This is a genomic window from Halorussus salinisoli (assembly GCA_005239435.1).
Classification (GTDB): domain Archaea; phylum Halobacteriota; class Halobacteria; order Halobacteriales; family Haladaptataceae; genus Halorussus; species Halorussus salinisoli.
Window position 1 is genome coordinate 161081 of the sequence record SZNP01000006.1, and the last position, 15696, is coordinate 176776.

The 15696-nt window shown below is 66.9% G+C and carries 12 protein-coding genes; 7 read left to right on the forward strand and 5 right to left on the reverse strand.

Annotated features, from left to right (window positions below; all coding sequences use genetic code 11):
• Window positions 1–22 precede the first annotated feature (22 nt).
• Together E2484_RS17660 and E2484_RS17665 are read left to right on the forward strand one after the other, a co-directional pair.
• Window positions 23–946 carry an ABC transporter ATP-binding protein gene (locus E2484_RS17660; RefSeq protein WP_137286506.1) on the forward strand — a complete coding sequence of 308 codons (924 nt, stop codon included), beginning with the start codon at window positions 23–25 and terminating at the stop codon, window positions 944–946.
• Complete coding sequence (locus E2484_RS17665; RefSeq protein ID WP_137286507.1) at window positions 943–1833, forward strand: ABC transporter permease; 891 nt, start codon at window positions 943–945, stop codon at window positions 1831–1833. The genes E2484_RS17660 and E2484_RS17665 overlap by 4 nt, the downstream gene beginning before the upstream one ends.
• Here E2484_RS17665 and ligA read toward each other — a convergent pair.
• Window positions 1830–3947 (reverse strand): NAD-dependent DNA ligase LigA, encoded by a 2118-nt coding sequence (gene ligA, locus E2484_RS17670; RefSeq protein WP_137286508.1) that lies wholly within the window; start codon window positions 3945–3947, stop codon window positions 1830–1832. The genes E2484_RS17665 and ligA overlap by 4 nt on opposite strands.
• Before the next feature lie 268 nt (window positions 3948–4215).
• On the opposite strand from ligA, the gene E2484_RS17675 reads away from it, so the two are divergent.
• A complete protein-coding gene (locus tag E2484_RS17675; RefSeq protein ID WP_137286509.1) occupies window positions 4216–4977 on the forward strand; it encodes a hypothetical protein in 762 nt (253 codons plus the stop codon).
• Window positions 4978–5053: 76 nt separating this feature from the next.
• Here E2484_RS17675 and E2484_RS17680 read toward each other — a convergent pair whose 3' ends face one another.
• Complete coding sequence (locus E2484_RS17680; RefSeq protein ID WP_137286510.1) at window positions 5054–5290, reverse strand: PRC-barrel domain containing protein; 237 nt, start codon at window positions 5288–5290, stop codon at window positions 5054–5056.
• Window positions 5291–5436: 146 nt separating this feature from the next.
• Between E2484_RS17680 and E2484_RS17685 the strand changes: the two genes are divergently transcribed.
• Window positions 5437–6606, forward strand: coding sequence for a pyridoxal-phosphate-dependent aminotransferase family protein (locus tag E2484_RS17685; protein WP_137286511.1), 1170 nt, complete (start codon window positions 5437–5439; stop codon window positions 6604–6606).
• Window positions 6607–6761: 155 nt separating this feature from the next.
• On the opposite strand, the gene E2484_RS17690 is transcribed toward E2484_RS17685, so the two are convergent.
• The 3 genes from E2484_RS17690 to E2484_RS17700 form a co-directional block, all read right to left on the reverse strand.
• Window positions 6762–7955, reverse strand: coding sequence for an MFS transporter (locus tag E2484_RS17690; RefSeq protein ID WP_137286512.1), 1194 nt, complete (start codon window positions 7953–7955; stop codon window positions 6762–6764).
• 75 nt (window positions 7956–8030) lie between these two features.
• Window positions 8031–9095, reverse strand: coding sequence for a S66 family peptidase (locus E2484_RS17695; protein WP_137286513.1), 1065 nt, complete (start codon window positions 9093–9095; stop codon window positions 8031–8033).
• Window positions 9096–9177: 82 nt separating this feature from the next.
• Window positions 9178–10293 carry a family 43 glycosylhydrolase gene (locus tag E2484_RS17700; protein ID WP_170977407.1) on the reverse strand — a complete coding sequence of 372 codons (1116 nt, stop codon included), beginning with the start codon at window positions 10291–10293 and terminating at the stop codon, window positions 9178–9180.
• Window positions 10294–10393: 100 nt separating this feature from the next.
• Between E2484_RS17700 and E2484_RS17705 the strand changes: the two genes are divergently transcribed.
• The 3 genes from E2484_RS17705 to E2484_RS17715 all read left to right on the forward strand — a co-directional run bounded on the left by E2484_RS17705 (window position 10394) and on the right by E2484_RS17715 (window position 15676).
• Window positions 10394–11689: an O-acetylhomoserine aminocarboxypropyltransferase/cysteine synthase family protein gene (locus tag E2484_RS17705; RefSeq protein ID WP_137286515.1), complete on the forward strand. Its 1296-nt coding sequence runs from the start codon at window positions 10394–10396 to the stop codon at window positions 11687–11689.
• Window positions 11686–12882: a homoserine O-acetyltransferase MetX gene (metX, locus tag E2484_RS17710; RefSeq protein ID WP_137286516.1), complete on the forward strand. Its 1197-nt coding sequence runs from the start codon at window positions 11686–11688 to the stop codon at window positions 12880–12882. Before E2484_RS17705 ends, metX begins: the two co-directional genes overlap by 4 nt.
• Window positions 12883–13138: 256 nt before the next feature.
• Window positions 13139–15676 (forward strand): Hvo_1808 family surface protein, encoded by a 2538-nt coding sequence (locus E2484_RS17715; protein WP_137286517.1) that lies wholly within the window; start codon window positions 13139–13141, stop codon window positions 15674–15676.
• Window positions 15677–15696 lie beyond the last annotated feature (20 nt).

The window sequence follows — 15696 nt, forward strand, 5'->3', positions numbered from 1 at the left end:
AGGGAGCGCAAAAGGCGCGACTATGGCCGCCATTGAAATCGACGGAGTAACCAAGCGGTACGGCGACGTGGTCGCCGTCCGCGACCTCTCCTTCGAAGTCGAGGAAGGCGAGGTGTTCGGCTTCCTCGGCCCGAACGGCGCGGGCAAGTCCACGACCATCAACATGCTGTTGGACTTCGTGCGCCCGACCGAGGGCGAGGTCCGAGTTCTCGGCTACGACACTCACGACGAGAGCGTCGCAGTCCGGGAGCGCATCGGCGTCCTTCCCGAAGGGTTCTCGGTATACGACCGACTGACCGGCAGACAGCACCTCGAGTTCGCCATCGAGTCGAAGGACGTCGACGACGACCCCGACGCCATCCTCGAACGGGTCGGCCTGTCGAGCGAGGACGGCGACCGGAAGGCGGGTGGCTACTCGAAGGGGATGGCCCAACGCCTCGTCCTCGGGATGGCGCTGGTGGGCAATCCCGACCTGCTGATTCTGGACGAGCCGTCGACCGGTCTGGACCCGCAGGGTGCCCGTCAGATGCGCGACATCGTGCGCGAAGAGGCGAGTCGCGGCGCGACCGTCTTCTTCTCCAGCCACATCCTCGGACAGGTCGAAGCCGTCTGTGACCGCGTGGGCATCCTCCGGGACGGGCAACTCGTCGCCGAAGACTCCATCGAGGGCCTGCGCGAGACGACCAGCGCCGACACGGTGCTCGACATCACGGCCGACGACGTGTCCCAACAGGCCGTCGCCGACGTGGCCGCGCTCGACGGCGTCTCGGAGGTGACTCGCTCGGGTGACACGCTACAGGTCTCCTGCGAGAGCGGTGCGAAGACGACTGTCCTCACGACCCTCGAAGAGGCGGGCGTCGACGTGCAGGACTTCGAGACCGAGGAAGCCTCGCTGGAGGACCTGTTCATGGCCTACACCACCGACGAACAGGAGGTGAAAGCATGACGTGGCAGGCCATCGCCCGGAAGGACTTCCAGGACGCCGTGCGCTCGAAGTGGCTCTGGGGGCTGTCGATACTGTTCGTCGGCGTGTTCGCGCTCCCGGCCATCCTCCAGTTCTACTTCGAGATGGGTACCGCACCCGCACAGGGCGGGAGCGGAACCACCGACGCGTTCATCTACCTGATGAAGCAGGGGACGTCGATTCTCATCCCTCTCATCGCCATCGTCATCGCCTACGCGTCCATCACCCGCGAGCGCGAGTCGGGGTCGCTCAAACTCCTGCTCTCGCTTCCACACTCGCGCAACGACGTGGTGTTCGGGAAGGTTCTGGGACGAGGAGCCGTCATAGCGCTTCCCATCGTCATCGGCTTCTTCGTCGCGCTGATTCTGATGCTGTTCACCTCGCTCCAGATCAAACTGGTCAACTTCCTCCTGTTCGCACTCCTGACCGTGGTCCTCGGCCTGGTGTTCGTGGGTCTCGCAGTCGGCATCTCGGCGGCGACGAGTTCCAGCCAGCGCGCCGTGGTCGGGTCGGTCGGGTTCTTCTTCTGGTTCGTCGTCCTCTGGAACTCCTTCGCGAATCAACTCGTCAACGCGCTCGACAAGTACGTCGGCATCGGTGAGGCGTCACGGTACCAGACGCTACTGTTCGTCAAACTGCTGAATCCGACGCAGGCGTACAAGACGCTCATCGACGCGTTCCTGCTGGACTCGACGCTCCGTTCCCGCGTCTTCATGTTCAGCCTCTTCAAGCGAAAGCAGGTCGCCCAGGCGTTCGGCGACTCCCTGCCGGTGTACCTCTCCGACCCCTTCGTCGTCGCCTACCTGCTCGCCTGGCTGTTCGTTCCGGTCGCAATCGGACTGTGGGCGTTCTCCGACGCCGACCTCTAACCGTCCACGTTTCTCTCTCGAAGTAGCTCCTCGAACCCGGCTTCGTCCAGCACCGGAACGTCGTTCGCCTCGGCGTCGTCGAGTTTCGTCTGGCCCGGACTGTCGCCAGCGACGAGGAAATCCGTGTTCCGGGAGACGCTACTCGTGGCGTTCGCGCCGTGGTCCTCGACCAGTTGCTGGGCCTCGCTCCGGGTGTACTCCGCGAGCGACCCCGTGAACACGAAGGTCAGGCCCTCCAACTCGTCGCCGGTCTCGGTCTCGCTCGGCGTTTCGAGCGAGCCGACGGCGTCGAGGAGATCGTCGATGACGCGCTCGTTCTCGGGCGAGTCGAAGAACTCCGCGATCTGGTCGGCGACCTTCGGGCCGATACCTTCGACCGCTTCCAGTTGCTCGCGGTCGGCGTTCCGGATGGCGTCGAGGTCGCCGAACTCGCGGGCGAGGTCGGCCGCGGTCGCCGGGCCGACCTTCGGGATGCCGATTGCCGAGAGGAACGCCCGGAGGCGCGGGTGCTTCGACTCCTCTAATTCCCGACGCAGGTTCTCGGCGCTGGTCTCGCCCCAGCCTTCGAGGTCGGTCAGGTCCTCGGTCTCGATTCGGTAGAGGTCCGCGAGACTGTCCGCTATCAGTCCCGCGTCGACGAGTTGATCCACGCGCTCGCCGCCGAGTCCCTCGATGTCGAGACCGTCTTCGCTGGCGTAGTACTCGACCGCGCGCCGGAGTTGGGCGTCGCAGGCGAGACCGCCGGTGCAGTAGGCCATCGGGCCGTCGAACTCGACTGCACTGTCGCAGACCGGGCAGTGGTCGGGAAACTCGTAGTGGCCCTCCGAGTGCTTCTCGACCACCTCGGCGACGTAGGGAATCACGTCGCCCGCGCGCTCGACGTCCACCTCGTCGCCGACGTCGACGTTCATCTCCGCGATTTCGTCGGGGTTGTGGAGACTGGCGCGCGAGACGGTGACCCCACCCACGTCGACGGGTTCGAGGAGCGCGACCGGGGTGAGACGACCGGTCCGACCGACCTGCACCGTAATGTCGGTGATGGTCGTGACCTCCGAGCGCGCGGGGAACTTGTAGGCGAAGGCCCACCGGTAGTGGCGCTCCGTGGTGCCGAGCTCCGCGCAGGTGGCGAGGTCGTCGACCTTGATGACCACGCCGTCGATTTCGTAGTCGAGGTCGGGCCGGTCGGCCATCAGACGGTCGCGGTAGTCGATGGCCTCCTCGACGTCGTCGGTGCGCTCCGAGCGGTCGTTGACCTTCAGGCCCCAGTCGGGCAGGGTCTCGTGTTGCTCCCAGTGGGTCTCGAAGTCGTAGGAGGAGTCGAGTACGTCGAAGAAAAAGCAGTCGAGCGGTCGCCGAGCGGTCACGGTGGGGTCCAACTGCCGGAGGGTTCCGGCGGCCGCGTTCCGCGGGTTAGCGAAGGGGTCCTCGCCGCGCTCGACGCGCTCGCGGTTGAGTTCCCGGAACGCGTCCTCGGGAATGTGGACCTCGCCGCGGACCACCAGTCGGTCCGGGTAGTCGCCGCGGAGTCGGTGGGGCACGCTGGCGATGGTCCGGACGTTCTCGGTCACGTCGTCGCCCTCGTAACCGTCGCCGCGGGTCGCGGCCCGGACGTACTCGCCGTCCTCGTAGACCACTTCGACCGAGAGACCGTCGAACTTGGGTTCGCAGACGTAGGTCACGTCGCCGTCTCGCGGTTCCCCGCTCGACTTCCCCGAGGCGCGTCGCGCCTCGCTAACCTCCCGCCGGACGCGCTCGTCGAACTCCCGCACGTCGTCGGCCTCGCCGCTGGAGTCGATGGAGAGCATCGGCGCGACGTGTTCGACCGTGCCGAGTTCGTCCAGCGGTTCGCCGCCGACGCGCCGGGTTGGACTGTCCGCGGTCCGAACGTCGAAGGCGTCTTCGAGGTCCTGCAACCGCGTGAAGAGGGCGTCGTAGGTCCGGTCGCCAATGAGGGGGTCGTTCTCGACGTAGTAGCGGTAGTCGTGGAAGCGAATGGCCTCTCGGAGGAGTTCTGCCTGTTCGCTCGCCTCGGCTTCGGTCAACTCCTGGACCGGTCGGAAGTCGGTTTCCGGCTCCTCGACGTAGGGGTTCTCGTCCGCGCTGACGGTAGCCATTATCGGGAGTTTGTCCGTTCTCCCGTAAAAATTCCAGTCTTCGCCGGTGGCTCCCTTCGGAGCAGACATCATTTGATACACGTTAAAGAAATAAAGAAGCTTCCTTTAGATAGGTATACGTAAGTTGGTGTTCACGTCGAGGCTCGGAGTCCGGTTTCCGAAGGCCCGACCTTCGGCATATTAGTTAGCATCTTGTCTAGTTTCCTGAATCCTTTCTGACCCAAATCCAAAGGTCTATCAGTGGTGCGTGAAACCACCATGCAAACCAATGCCCTCCCCGGATTCGACCGACTCCGCGGGCCCCTCCGACGACCGACTGGAACCGTCAGACGACCCGCGGATGAACGGCGAGTACGTGCGTAGACTTCCCGACGCCGACCTGACGCTCGTGGGCGTCGTCCACGACCACCCCGCGAGCGTCCACCGCGCGAGCGCGGTGGTACGCGAGCGCGACCCCGAGGTCGTCGCGCTGGAAGCCCCACCGCTGGCGACGCCGCTCTACGAGACCTACGCCCGAGACACCCGGACGCCGCCCGCCTTCGGCGGCGAGATGAGCGCCGCGGCGCAGGCCGCCAGCGAGTGCGACGCCGAAGTCGTCGGCATCGACGCGCCGACCGGCGACTTCTTCGCCCGACTCGCCCGCAACTGGTGGAGCGACGGCGCGTCGCTCGGCACCCTCCGCCGGGTCGCGTCCGGCGTCGCGTCGGTGACGCGCCACGCGCTGACCTGCCGGGTCGCGGCCGCAGTCGCCGACCGAACGTCGCTCCGGGTCGAAGTGGACGACCCCGTCGAACACGACTGCGACTGGTCGGACCCGCCCGCGGTGCAGGCCGACGACGAGCGCGCGCAGGCCCGTCGATCTCAGTCGCTCCTCCGGGCGTTCGACCCGCCCAAGCCGGTCGCCCTCCGCGACGAGACCCGCGAGGAGTGCATGGCAGGGAATCTGGATTCGCTTCGCTCGCGCGGCGAAACCGTGGCAATCGTCGGTCTCGACCACCTCGACAAAATCGCCGAACAGCTAGAAACGTAGCGGTCGAGCAGTCAGTCCTCGGTGGTGCAGATACGGTTAGCCCGCGGAAAACAATTGATTGGGTCGCAGGCCGGTCCTACAGGTCGCTTCGAAGGCGGACCTCGTCGTCGGTGATGGCGTCTACCCGGTTCTCCTGAAGCGGGTAGGTGTCCTCGTCGTGGTCGCCCCAGTCGAGCGTCGCCTTGATCTTGTCGGTGATGCCTGGGTCGGGGTCTACGTGGGCGGTCCCGCCTTTGACTTCCGAGACCATTCCGACCTTCTCGTCGCCCATGACGACGGGTTTCCCCTCGTCGCTCTCGCTGAATTGTGCCATAGCAACGGTGATACACCGACGGTCGTGATGAGTTCTCTGGCCAGTAACTGGTAGGAAGTTCGAGCGTCGGCTCTCCGACCCGGCAGAGATGGCGGGAATTGCGGAGACCCCGCGTACTTAAGCCGAACCCGGACGAGAGTGCAACCATGCGTGAGGACTTCCTCCTCCTGAACCCCGGACCCGTCCCCGTAACCCGGGACGTACTGCAGGCGATGAACGAACCGATGGTCTCGCACCGCTCCGCCGAGTTCGAGGCCGTCTACGAGCGAGCGCAGGACGCGCTCGACTACGTCTTCACCCAGTCCACGCTCGACGGTGAAACGACCGCGAGCGACGGCACCAGTCTCATCTTCAACGGGACCGCGACGATGGCGATGGAGGCCGCGGTGGCGAACCTCGTGGGAGACGGCGGCGATGTCGTCCCGCTGGTCAACGGGAAGTTCGGGCGACGCTTCAAGCGCATCGCCGACCGCTACGCCTCGGTAGACCCCGTGGAAGCGACGTGGGGTCAGTCCATCGACCTCGACGCCGTGGAGGAGACCGTCACCGACGACACCGACGTCGTGACGATGGTCCACAACGAGACGAGTACGGGCCTGCTGAATCCGGTCGAGGAGGTCGGCGAGATCGCCGAGGCCCACGACGCCACCTTCGTGGTGGACGGCGTGACCTCCATCGGCGGCGACGAGTTCCGCATCGACGACTGGAACGTGGACGTGGCGGTCACCGACGCCCAGAAGTGCCTCGCCGCGCCGCCGGGCACGTCGGCGATGTACGCCACCGAGGCCGCCCAGGAGGCGTTCGACGGCGACGCCGCGCCGTTCTACGAGGACCTGGACTGGCACCTGCGGAAGGCCGAGTCCCACCAGACCCCCTTCACGAGCGCGGTTCCGCTGTTCCGGGCGCTCGCCGTGGCGGTCGAGAACATCGAAGACGAGGGAATGCCCGAGCGAATCCAGCGCCACCGCCGCCAGTCGCGGGCGTTCCGCGAGGCGTTCACCGCGATGGGACTCGAACTGTTCGCCGAGCGCAACGAGGCGACCGACTACTCGAACACCCTGACCGGGGTGTCGCTCCCGACGTCCACCCGCGAGAACCCCGACGCCTTCTTCGACGCCATCGAGGAGCGCGGCGTCTCCATCTCGGGCGGGCAGGCCCACCTCGGCGGCGAAATCTTCCGCGTGAGCAACATGGGCAACCTCTCCAGCGAACAGATCCTCCGCGGGGTTCGCACCATCGGCGAGGCCTTCGAGGAGACCGGCGAAGACGTAGACACCGAGGCCGGAATCGAAGCGGCGCGAGCGGAACTGCGGTAGGTCGCGGGTCGGTCCGTCGACGGACAGAGAATTATACTCCTATATTTACCGTTCGTATTTGTTGCTTCGAGGCACATCTGTAGTTCCATCGTCCGTCTTCCACGGCGAGCGCAGGGACCGACCTTTTCGAGGTGCGTGTAGCGGACTCGCCGACGTTACCCGCCGAACGTACTCGCGCTCTCGGGAGCGATTCGGAGGAACGTCGGAATCGACACCAGCGCGATGGCGATTTCCAGCGCGCCCGCCGCCACGAACGCCGCGAGGAAGCCGAACTCGTCGGCCACCGTCCCCCCGACGAGGATGCCCGCGAGAAAGCCCATGCTTCCGAAGGCGTTGAACCCCGCCATCGCGGTCCCGCGCCCGGACTCGGACGCGAGGTCGGTGACGAGCGCCATCGTCGCCGGAGCCATCAGCGCGCCGATGACGCCCACGACGACCATCGTGACCGCCGCGGCGGGGACGGTCGGAGCGAGTCCGACCCCGACCACGGCGAACCCGTACAGCGCCGAACCCGCGACGATGGGAACCTTCCGACCGACCCGGTCCGAGAGGACCCCGAAGGGGTACTGGAGGAGCGCGAACGGCGCGAAGAACAGGCCCAACATCAGGCCGGTCGCGGCGGCGTCGAGTCCGAACTCCTCGCGGAAGTAGACCGTGCCGACCAGCGCGAAGAACCCGGCGGTGAACCGGTCCACGAACCCGAAGACGTAGGGGAGTCCCAACACGGGACGCTCGGTTAGCGTGACGAGCGCCCGGCGGAGCCTCCCGTCTTCCGTGGACGGCGCGCGGTCGGGTATCGACAGGGCCACCACCGCGGCACAGACCAGCAGTCCGCCCGCGACGTAGAGCGGAACGAGCGCGCCGAGACCGTAGAGTCGCCCGCCGAGAGGTGCCCCGACGGCCGTCCCGAGACCGATGGCGATGCCCGCCGCGCCCATGTTCCTGCCGTGGCCGCCCTCTAAGTCCATCAGCATCGTCATCGCCAGCGAGAACGCGCCGATGGTGGTCGCGCCCTGAATCGCCCGGAGCGCCAGCACGCCGCCGAACGACAGCGAGAGCGCGCCGGGCAGGAACGCGAGCGCGAAGTAGCCGACCGCACCGCCGAGCGCGCCCGCCACCACGAGCGGCGTCCGGCGGCCGAGTCGGTCACTGACCGCGCCCCAGACCCCCGCGAAGGCGACGAAGGCGGCGAACTCCGCCGCGAGGAACCACATGCTCGCGTCGAGCGTCGTGGTCGCGCCGACCGCCGCGACGAGGTCCGGCACGCCGGGGTAGAGAAGGACCTGCGCGAGCAGGACGGCGAACACGACGGTTGCGAGTCGGAGTCGGTCGCGTCGTACGGAAGTCACGAGAACGTTCGGTGATGGGGAGTGCGCCGACTTATAAGCCGTGAATGACGTCTCACGACTCGGAACGCCACGTCGTCAGTCCTCGAACGCGATAGTCTCGCTCGCGGGGTCGATTTCGACGCGCCCGCCGACCGGAACCGGCGCAATCGGTGCAGTGTGGCCGAACTCCACGTCGAAGACGACCGGCGCGTCGGGGTTGTACTCCCCGACGACCTCCGCAATCGTCTCGCGCTGATTCTCGCGGTACTCGGCGCGGGCCTCGGAACCGGGCTCCTCGAAGAGGTTTCGGGCCTTGGCGCGACCGACGAGGACGCCCGCGAAGCGTTCGAGGAGCCCGCGCTCGCCCATCCCGACGAGGAACTGCCGGACGTCCATCGCGGAGGGAAGTTCTTCGGAGGTCTCCAACAGGAGGATTCGCCCGTCCAAGTCCTCGGCAACCGGAAGGTAGCGCCCGGTTCGCAACTGCATGTCGAGGGTTCCGAGACACCCGCCCCACGTCCGGCCGGAGACCGCGGTCTCCGGCCCTCGCCACGTCCACCCCGGACTGGGTTCCATCTCGCGGTGGCGGTCCAGGTTCTCGGGGTTCGCCCAGTCGAGGTCCTCGTCGGTGAACCGCTCGGCGGGTCGAATATCGCCGAAGGCGTCTAAGTCGTCGGCGAAGAACGCCGTTTCGAGGTACTCGACGGTGTAGTCGTGCATCGACCCCTGCATGGCGAGGTCGGTCAGGACCATTCCGCCGTAGAACGAGACGATGCCGAGGTTCCAGAGGTAGAGTGCGAGGTTGGTGTTGTCGCTGATGCCGTAGAATCTGGTCGGGTTCTCGCGCAGGACCTCGGGGTCGAGATGCCTCAATATCCGAATCTGGTCGAACCCGCCGATAGTGGTCACGACGCCCGAGACGTCGGGGTCGGAGAAGGCGTCCATCACGTCCTGAGCACGTTCCTCGGGGTGGTCGTAGAGGTAGTCGCTGTCCTTCGTCGCGGTCGGATACTCGACCGGTTCGAGGTCGAAGACCTCCCGCAGGCGCTCCAGTCCGAGTTCGTAGACGTGGGGGTAGTCGGCCGCACGACCGGAGGCCGGTGCGACGACTGCTACCTCGTCTCCGCGTTCGAGCGCGGCCGGGACGATAAAATCACTCATGACCGGGACTTCGGTGTCGGCTTTCCTATACGTTTCGGAGGGTAGAGAGTGTGTCCCACGATTCGAGGAGTCGCCGGGAGACTCACTCCGAAACCGGCGGAACCCGACCCTCCGCGCTCGGCGTGCCGTTCTCACCGACCACGGGCCATCCGTCCTCCCACCGGATTCGGTCGAGCATGAGGACCCGTCTGGGTGTGTCGCCGACCCACGGATTCCCCCGGACGTAGGCGTGATAGAGCAGCCACCACCCGCCGCGCTCGTCTCGAACGGCTGCGCAGTGGCCGGGACCGAGGAATCGGTCGTCGCCTTCGAGAATCGTCGTCCCGGTCGCTCCGTCGGCGGTAAGTCGTTCTCCGGCGCGGTTGCGGTAGGGTCCCCGCAGTCCCTCGGCCCGACCCGCGACGACGTGATAGCTACTGTTCGCACCCCGACAGCAGGTTCCGCGAGAACCGAAGAAGTAGAAGTAGCCCTCGCGCTCGACGACGTAGGGGGCTTCGACCCCGCCGCCAGCGATCTGGAACGTCTCGCTCGCGTTCACTGCCGTCGAGAGTCCGTCCTCGGCGAGTCGGATGCCGTAGATGCCCCCGTGGCTCCCCCAGAAGAGGTACGGCGTCCCTTCGCGGACGAACAGCGCGGGGTCGATGGAGTTTGGAACCCCGATTCCCTCGCTCCGGAAGAGACCGCCGCGCGGTTCGAAGGGTCCTTCGGGGTCGCTGGCGGTCGCAACCCCGATTCCGGGGTTGCTCGCACCGAATTCGGAGTCGGAGTAGTAGAGCAGGGTGGGCCCGCCGAGTCGCCCGACGCCGGGTGCCCAGAGGCCGCGATACCGGGACCAGTCGGGATTCTCGGCGAACGCCGGGCCGACTGGCTTCCAGTTCACGAGGTTCGGCGACCGGAGGACGGGGATTAGCTCCCGGTCCGGTCCCCGTCCTTCGGTCCACGGGTGGTAGGTCGCGTAAGCGTAGTAGGTTCCGTCGACCCCGAGAACGTCGGGGTCCGGAAATATCCGGTCGTGAACTGGGTTGCGGTACGTCTCGGACTGCTCGTCTTGCGCGTTCGCAGACGTGCCTGTCCGTCCACGAGCGCCCGACGCGCGGTCCCGGCCGTCGGGCCGCCCGCGAGCAGTTCTGCGGCCGAGCGCGGGCGTACTCCCGAGCGCGCCGACGCCCACGTGTGCGAGGAGTGTGCGCCGATTCACGTCGGGGCTACGCCGAAGGTCGGGAAAAACACTCTGCCCCAACTGCAAGCCTTGCCGTAACTGGCAGTTATAACCTCGTGTAGAAATATGCTTGTGGTACATGACCTCCGAGGACGACCAGCCCCGCTTCGACACCCGGAGCCTCCACGCGGGCCACGAGGCCGACCCCGCGACGGGAGCACGAGCGCCGCCCATCTACCAGACGACCTCCTACGAGTTTACCGACGCCGACCACGCCGCGGACCTCTACGCGCTCGACGCCGAGGGCGACATCTACTCGCGCATCTCAAACCCGACGACGCGCCAGCTCGAAGACCGACTCGCCGCGCTCGAAGGCGGAACCGGAGCGGTCGCCACCGCCAGCGGGATGGCCGCGTTCGACTCGCTCGTCCTCGTGCTGGCCGACGAGGGCGACAACGTGGTCTGTTCGACCGACACCTACGGCGGGACGACCGCCCACCTCAGCCACACCGCGAGCAAGCGCGGGGTCGAACCCCGGTTCGTGGACACCCTGGACTACGAGGCCTACGAGGAAGCGGTCGATTCGGACACCGCGTTCGTCCACGTCGAGACCGTCGGCAACCCCTCGCTCGTGACGCCCGACTTCGACAGAGTGGCCGCAATCGCTCACGACGCCGGGGCCCCGCTCGTGGTGGACAACACCTTCGCCACGCCCTACCTCTGTCGGCCCCTCGACCACGGCGCGGACGCGGTGTGGGAGTCCACGACCAAGTGGCTCCACGGAAGCGGGACCACGGTCGGCGGGGTACTGGTCGACGGCGGAAGCTTCGACTGGCAGGCCCACGCCGACGACTACCCGGAACTCGCTGGCGACAACCCGGCCTACCACGACACCGACTTCTCTCGGGACTTCGCCGACGCGCCGCTGGCGGCCGCCGCGCGCTTTCGCGCCCTCCGGAGTCTGGGCAACCAGCAGTCGCCGTTCGACGCGTGGCAGACCCTCCAGGGCCTCGAAACGCTGCCCCTCCGAATGGAACGCCACTGCGAGAACGCCGCGATCGTCGCCGAGCATCTCGCCGACCACGACGAGGTGGCGTGGGTCGCGTATCCGGGTCTGGAGGGCCACCAGACCCACGAGAACGCGAGTCGGTATCTGGAGGGCGGGTACGGCGGGATGATAGCCTTCGGATTGGAGGACGGCTTCGAGGCGGGCAAGCAGTTCTGCGAGAACGTCGAGCTCGCCAGTTTTCTGGCCAACATCGGCGACGCGAAGACGCTGGTCATCCACCCGGCCAGTACGACCCACGCGCAACTCTCGCGGGAGGAGCAGCGGTCGGCGGGCGTCTCGCCCGACCTGATTCGACTCTCGGTCGGCATCGAGGACCCGGCGGACCTGCTGGCCGACGTAGAGCAGGCCATCGAGAGAGCCACATGAACCGGACCTGCGACGTCGCCGACCTCGGGACGTTCGAGTTCGAGTGTGGCCGGTCGGTCCCGCTCGAAGTCGCCTACGAGACCTACGGCGAGTACGACGGCGACAACGTGGTGCTGGTCTGTCACGCGCTGACCGGGAGCGCGCACGTCACCGGCCCCTCCCGAGGAGAGACCGACGGACAGGCCGCGGCGTGGTGGAGCGACGTGGTGGGACCCGGCAAGGCCATCGACACCCGCGAGTACTTCGTGGTCTGCGCGAACGTGCCGGGGTCGTGCTACGGGACGACCGGCCCGGCCAGCATCGACCCCGAGACCGGCGACCCCTACGGCACCGACTTCCCGGCCGTGACCGTCGGCGACTGGACCCGGGCGCAGGCCCGCCTGCTCGACCATCTCGGGGTCGGCCCGCTCCACGCCGTCGTCGGCGGGAGCGTCGGCGGCATGAACGTCCTGGAGTGGGCCAAGCGGTATCCCGAGCGCGTGGACCGGGTGATTCCGGTCGCCACCGCGGCCCGCCTCGACCCCCAGATGATGGCCATCGACGCCATCGCGCGACGGGCCATCACGACCGACGAGAACTGGAACGGCGGGGAGTACTACGGCGAGGAGCAGGCGGACCCCGACGACGGCCTCGCGGTCGCCCGCCAGTTGGGCCACGTCTCGTACCTCTCGAAGGACTCGATGGACCGGAAGTTCGGTCGGCGGTCGGCCGGGCGGGCCGCGCTGGCCGACGCCTTCGCGCCGGACGACCCGGCGGGCGAGTTCTTCCCCTACCGCGAAGTCGAGTCGTACCTCGACTATCAGGCCGAGACGTTCGTCGAGCGGTTCGACGCCAACAGCTATCTCTACCTGACGCGGGCGATGGACGACTACGACCTGTCGTCGGGTTACGACTCGGACGCCGACGCGCTGGCCGGGTTCACCGGGGAGGCGCTCGTGGTCAGTTTCACGGGCGACTGGCACTTCACGGTCGAGCAGGCCGAACGGCTTTCGGCGGCCTTCGAGACCGCAGGGGTGGACGTCGCCAACCACGTCGTGGAGAGCGACCACGGCCACGACGCCTTCCTCGTGGAACCCGAGGAGGTCGGGCCGCCGATTCGGGACTTCCTCGCGGCGGGCGTCGAAGGCCGGGCGGTCAGCGACGCCGACGAACGGGAGTTCGCGCCGGTTCACGCGAGTCTGTTCGGGGACTGAACCGACCTCCGTAATCCGGGGACCGAACCGGCCCCATAATCTTATTCCTTCGTTTAAGAATTGTATAATTGGTTCTTGGAACGGAATACAATCGTCCGAAGGGGGAGAGTCATTTCCGCCCGCGAAATCGAGTCCGGAGTGCCAGCCACCGACCGCCCGGGGTTCACACCAGCCTCGACGCGGCTTGAATACGAACGGTCGCGACCGAATTCGTCCCCGAGTTTGATGCTTCGGCCCGTCGCCTCTCTGGGAGAGAATGCCAACCAGATCGTTCGCAGTACTCGTCGCGGTGGTCGCGGTCGTGGGACCCGTCGCGGGAGTCGTCGGGGCGGGCGGGGTCGCAGGGACCGGTGGACAGGCCGCGAACGCGCCACAGGCCCAGTTCACGGTTCTCACGTCGTGTACGACCATCACCGAGTCGGGGACCTACGTCCTCGGCTCCGACGTCGAGAACAGTTCGGCCGACACCTGCATCGAGATTCGGGCGAACGACGTGGTGCTGGACGGCGACGGCAACGTCGTCGACGGCGCGATTAGCGTCGACTCCGAGCAGGCGGCCGAACGATTCTTCCAGACGGACGCGCTTCGACCGCAGACCGGAATCGGCGTCTCGATCGCTGGAGTCTCGAACGTGACGGTCCGGAACCTCACGCTCACCGATTGGCGGTGGGGTGCGGTCGCCGACTCGCTCCGGCAGGGCCGATTCACCGGCGTTAGAGTCGCCGACACCGCCTTCGGCGTCACGGCCCTCCGGTCGCCCGGTATCGAAGTGGCCGACGGCGAGTCGGTCCGTAACGCCGTGTTCGGCGTCGGCGTGTTCGGCGGCAGTCGGAGTCGCGTCACGAACGTCACCGCCAGCGAGAACGGCGTCGTCGGGGTCTATCAGGGCGGGAGTCGAGCGCCGACGCTCTCGAACGTCACGGCGAGAGACAACGACGTCGCCGGCGTCCTGCTCGACGGGACCCGAGGTGCGACCGTCAGCGCGGCGTCGGTCGCCGGAAACCGATTCGGCGTCTACCTCTTCGAGACGACCGACAGCGAGGTGACGGGCGCGACAGCGACCGAGAGCGATACGGCAGGTATCTACGCCGTCAACGCCACCGGAACGCGAGTCGCCGACAGCGAGGCGACGAACAATCGACTCGCCGGCGTCCTCCTGCAGGGCACCGTCGGCGGAGAGGTGACGACCACCAACGCCTCCCGGAGTCGGTACGGCGTCTACCTCTTCTCCACCGACGACACCACCGTCACCGATTCGACCTCCAACGACGGCGTGATGGGCGTGTTCGTCCGGAACTCGTCGGGCGGCGCGGTGGTGAACAACACCGTCCTCGACAACAGTGTCGACGGCGTCTTCCTCGAGAACTCGACCGACGTTCGCGTCGAGAACAACCGCGACGGCGCGATCGTCTTCGAATCGACCGGCAACGAGACCATCGGCGCGGAGGGTGGCTACCGGCACGACTCGACCATCGACGTGAACCAGTCCGACGGTCTCTCGGACGAAGAACTCCGGGCGTACGTCTACCGGGCCATCGCGCGGGCCGAACATCTGCGGCAACTGGAGTTCGTCGGGTCGCTCTCCCTCGAGGTCGTGAGTCAGGAAGAGCTCCAGCGCCGGAACGAGGCCGAACCCGACGACTCCGCGACCGTCTCGGCGTGGGAGAATCAGCTCTGGGAAGCGACGTTCGTCGTCGGTGAGGACGAGAACTCGACGCGAGTGATGGAAAACGAGTCGTCGCAGGTCGCGGGGTTCTACAACTCCTTCGCCGACAAGATGGTCATCGTCTCGGACGACGACCCGCTCACGGTCAGTAGCACCACGCTCGTCCACGAGTTCGTCCACGCGCTACAGGACCAGCACTTCGACCTGACCCGCGACGAACTTCAGCCCCGGACAGAGGACGGGTCGCGCGCCCGGAGCGGCCTGATCGAGGGCGACGCCCGGTACGTCGAAGAGCGGTTCGAACAGCTCTGTGGTGTCGTCTGGGAGTGCGTGCAGGTCGAGTCGAAGGAACCGCCGGGCGGCGACGTCTCCTCGGCCCGCAACTTCGCGATGCGCCAGATGATACTGGCTCCCTACTCCGACGGCCCGAACTACGTCGCACAGTTACGCGAACAGGGAGGGTGGGAGGCGGTGAACGCCACCTACGAGAATCCGCCCAACACCACCGAGCAGATTATCCATCCCGACAAGCGGAACGAACCGCCGGTCCCCCTCGACTTCGAGGACACCGCCCGCGCTGGGTGGCGGCCGTTCGACCAGTCGAACCTCTCGTTCAGCGGGGTGAACGGCACCACGACGGTGGGCGAGGTCGGTATCTTCACCATGTTCTGGTACCAGGGCTACGAGTACGACAACGAGATAATCGACGTACGTGAGCACCTCTACCCGAACGACCCGACGTTCGACCTGTTCAACTACACCAGCGTCCCGTCGGAAGGGTGGGGCAACGACGTGTTGGTCCCCTACCGGAAGGAGACCGAGGAGGGGACCGACTACGGCTACGTCTGGCGGACCGCGTGGGACACCCAGACCGACGCCAGACAGTTCCACCGGGCGTATCTGGAGTTGCTCCGCGGAGAGGGCGCAGAGCGCGTCGGGCCGAACACGTGGGTGGTCGACTCCGGACCGTTCGCCGACGCCTTCCGAGTCGTTCGACGCGGCGCGAACGTGACCATCGTGAACGCGCCGACGGTCGAAGCACTGGCCGACGTGCGTCCCGAACTCGCCCGGAGCGCGAACGCGACGACCACCGGCGAAGCGACGACCGCCGGCGAGGAGACGAGATAGAGAGGCCCCCACTTTCTTGG

Bases quoted from the DNA above. Each gene is read 5' to 3' on its own strand.
- E2484_RS17660 (WP_137286506.1), top strand. From the start codon at position 23: ATGGCCGCCATTGAAATCGACGGAGTAACCAAGCGGTACGGCGACGTG.
- E2484_RS17665 (WP_137286507.1), top strand. From the start codon at position 943: ATGACGTGGCAGGCCATCGCCCGGAAGGACTTCCAGGACGCCGTGCGC.
- ligA (WP_137286508.1), bottom strand. From the start codon at position 3,947: ATGGCTACCGTCAGCGCGGACGAGAACCCCTACGTCGAGGAGCCGGAA.
- E2484_RS17675 (WP_137286509.1), top strand. From the start codon at position 4,216: ATGCCCTCCCCGGATTCGACCGACTCCGCGGGCCCCTCCGACGACCGA.
- E2484_RS17680 (WP_137286510.1), bottom strand. From the start codon at position 5,290: ATGGCACAATTCAGCGAGAGCGACGAGGGGAAACCCGTCGTCATGGGC.
- E2484_RS17685 (WP_137286511.1), top strand. From the start codon at position 5,437: ATGCGTGAGGACTTCCTCCTCCTGAACCCCGGACCCGTCCCCGTAACC.
- E2484_RS17695 (WP_137286513.1), bottom strand. From the start codon at position 9,095: ATGAGTGATTTTATCGTCCCGGCCGCGCTCGAACGCGGAGACGAGGTA.
- E2484_RS17705 (WP_137286515.1), top strand. From the start codon at position 10,394: ATGACCTCCGAGGACGACCAGCCCCGCTTCGACACCCGGAGCCTCCAC.
- metX (WP_137286516.1), top strand. From the start codon at position 11,686: ATGAACCGGACCTGCGACGTCGCCGACCTCGGGACGTTCGAGTTCGAG.
- E2484_RS17715 (WP_137286517.1), top strand. From the start codon at position 13,139: ATGCCAACCAGATCGTTCGCAGTACTCGTCGCGGTGGTCGCGGTCGTG.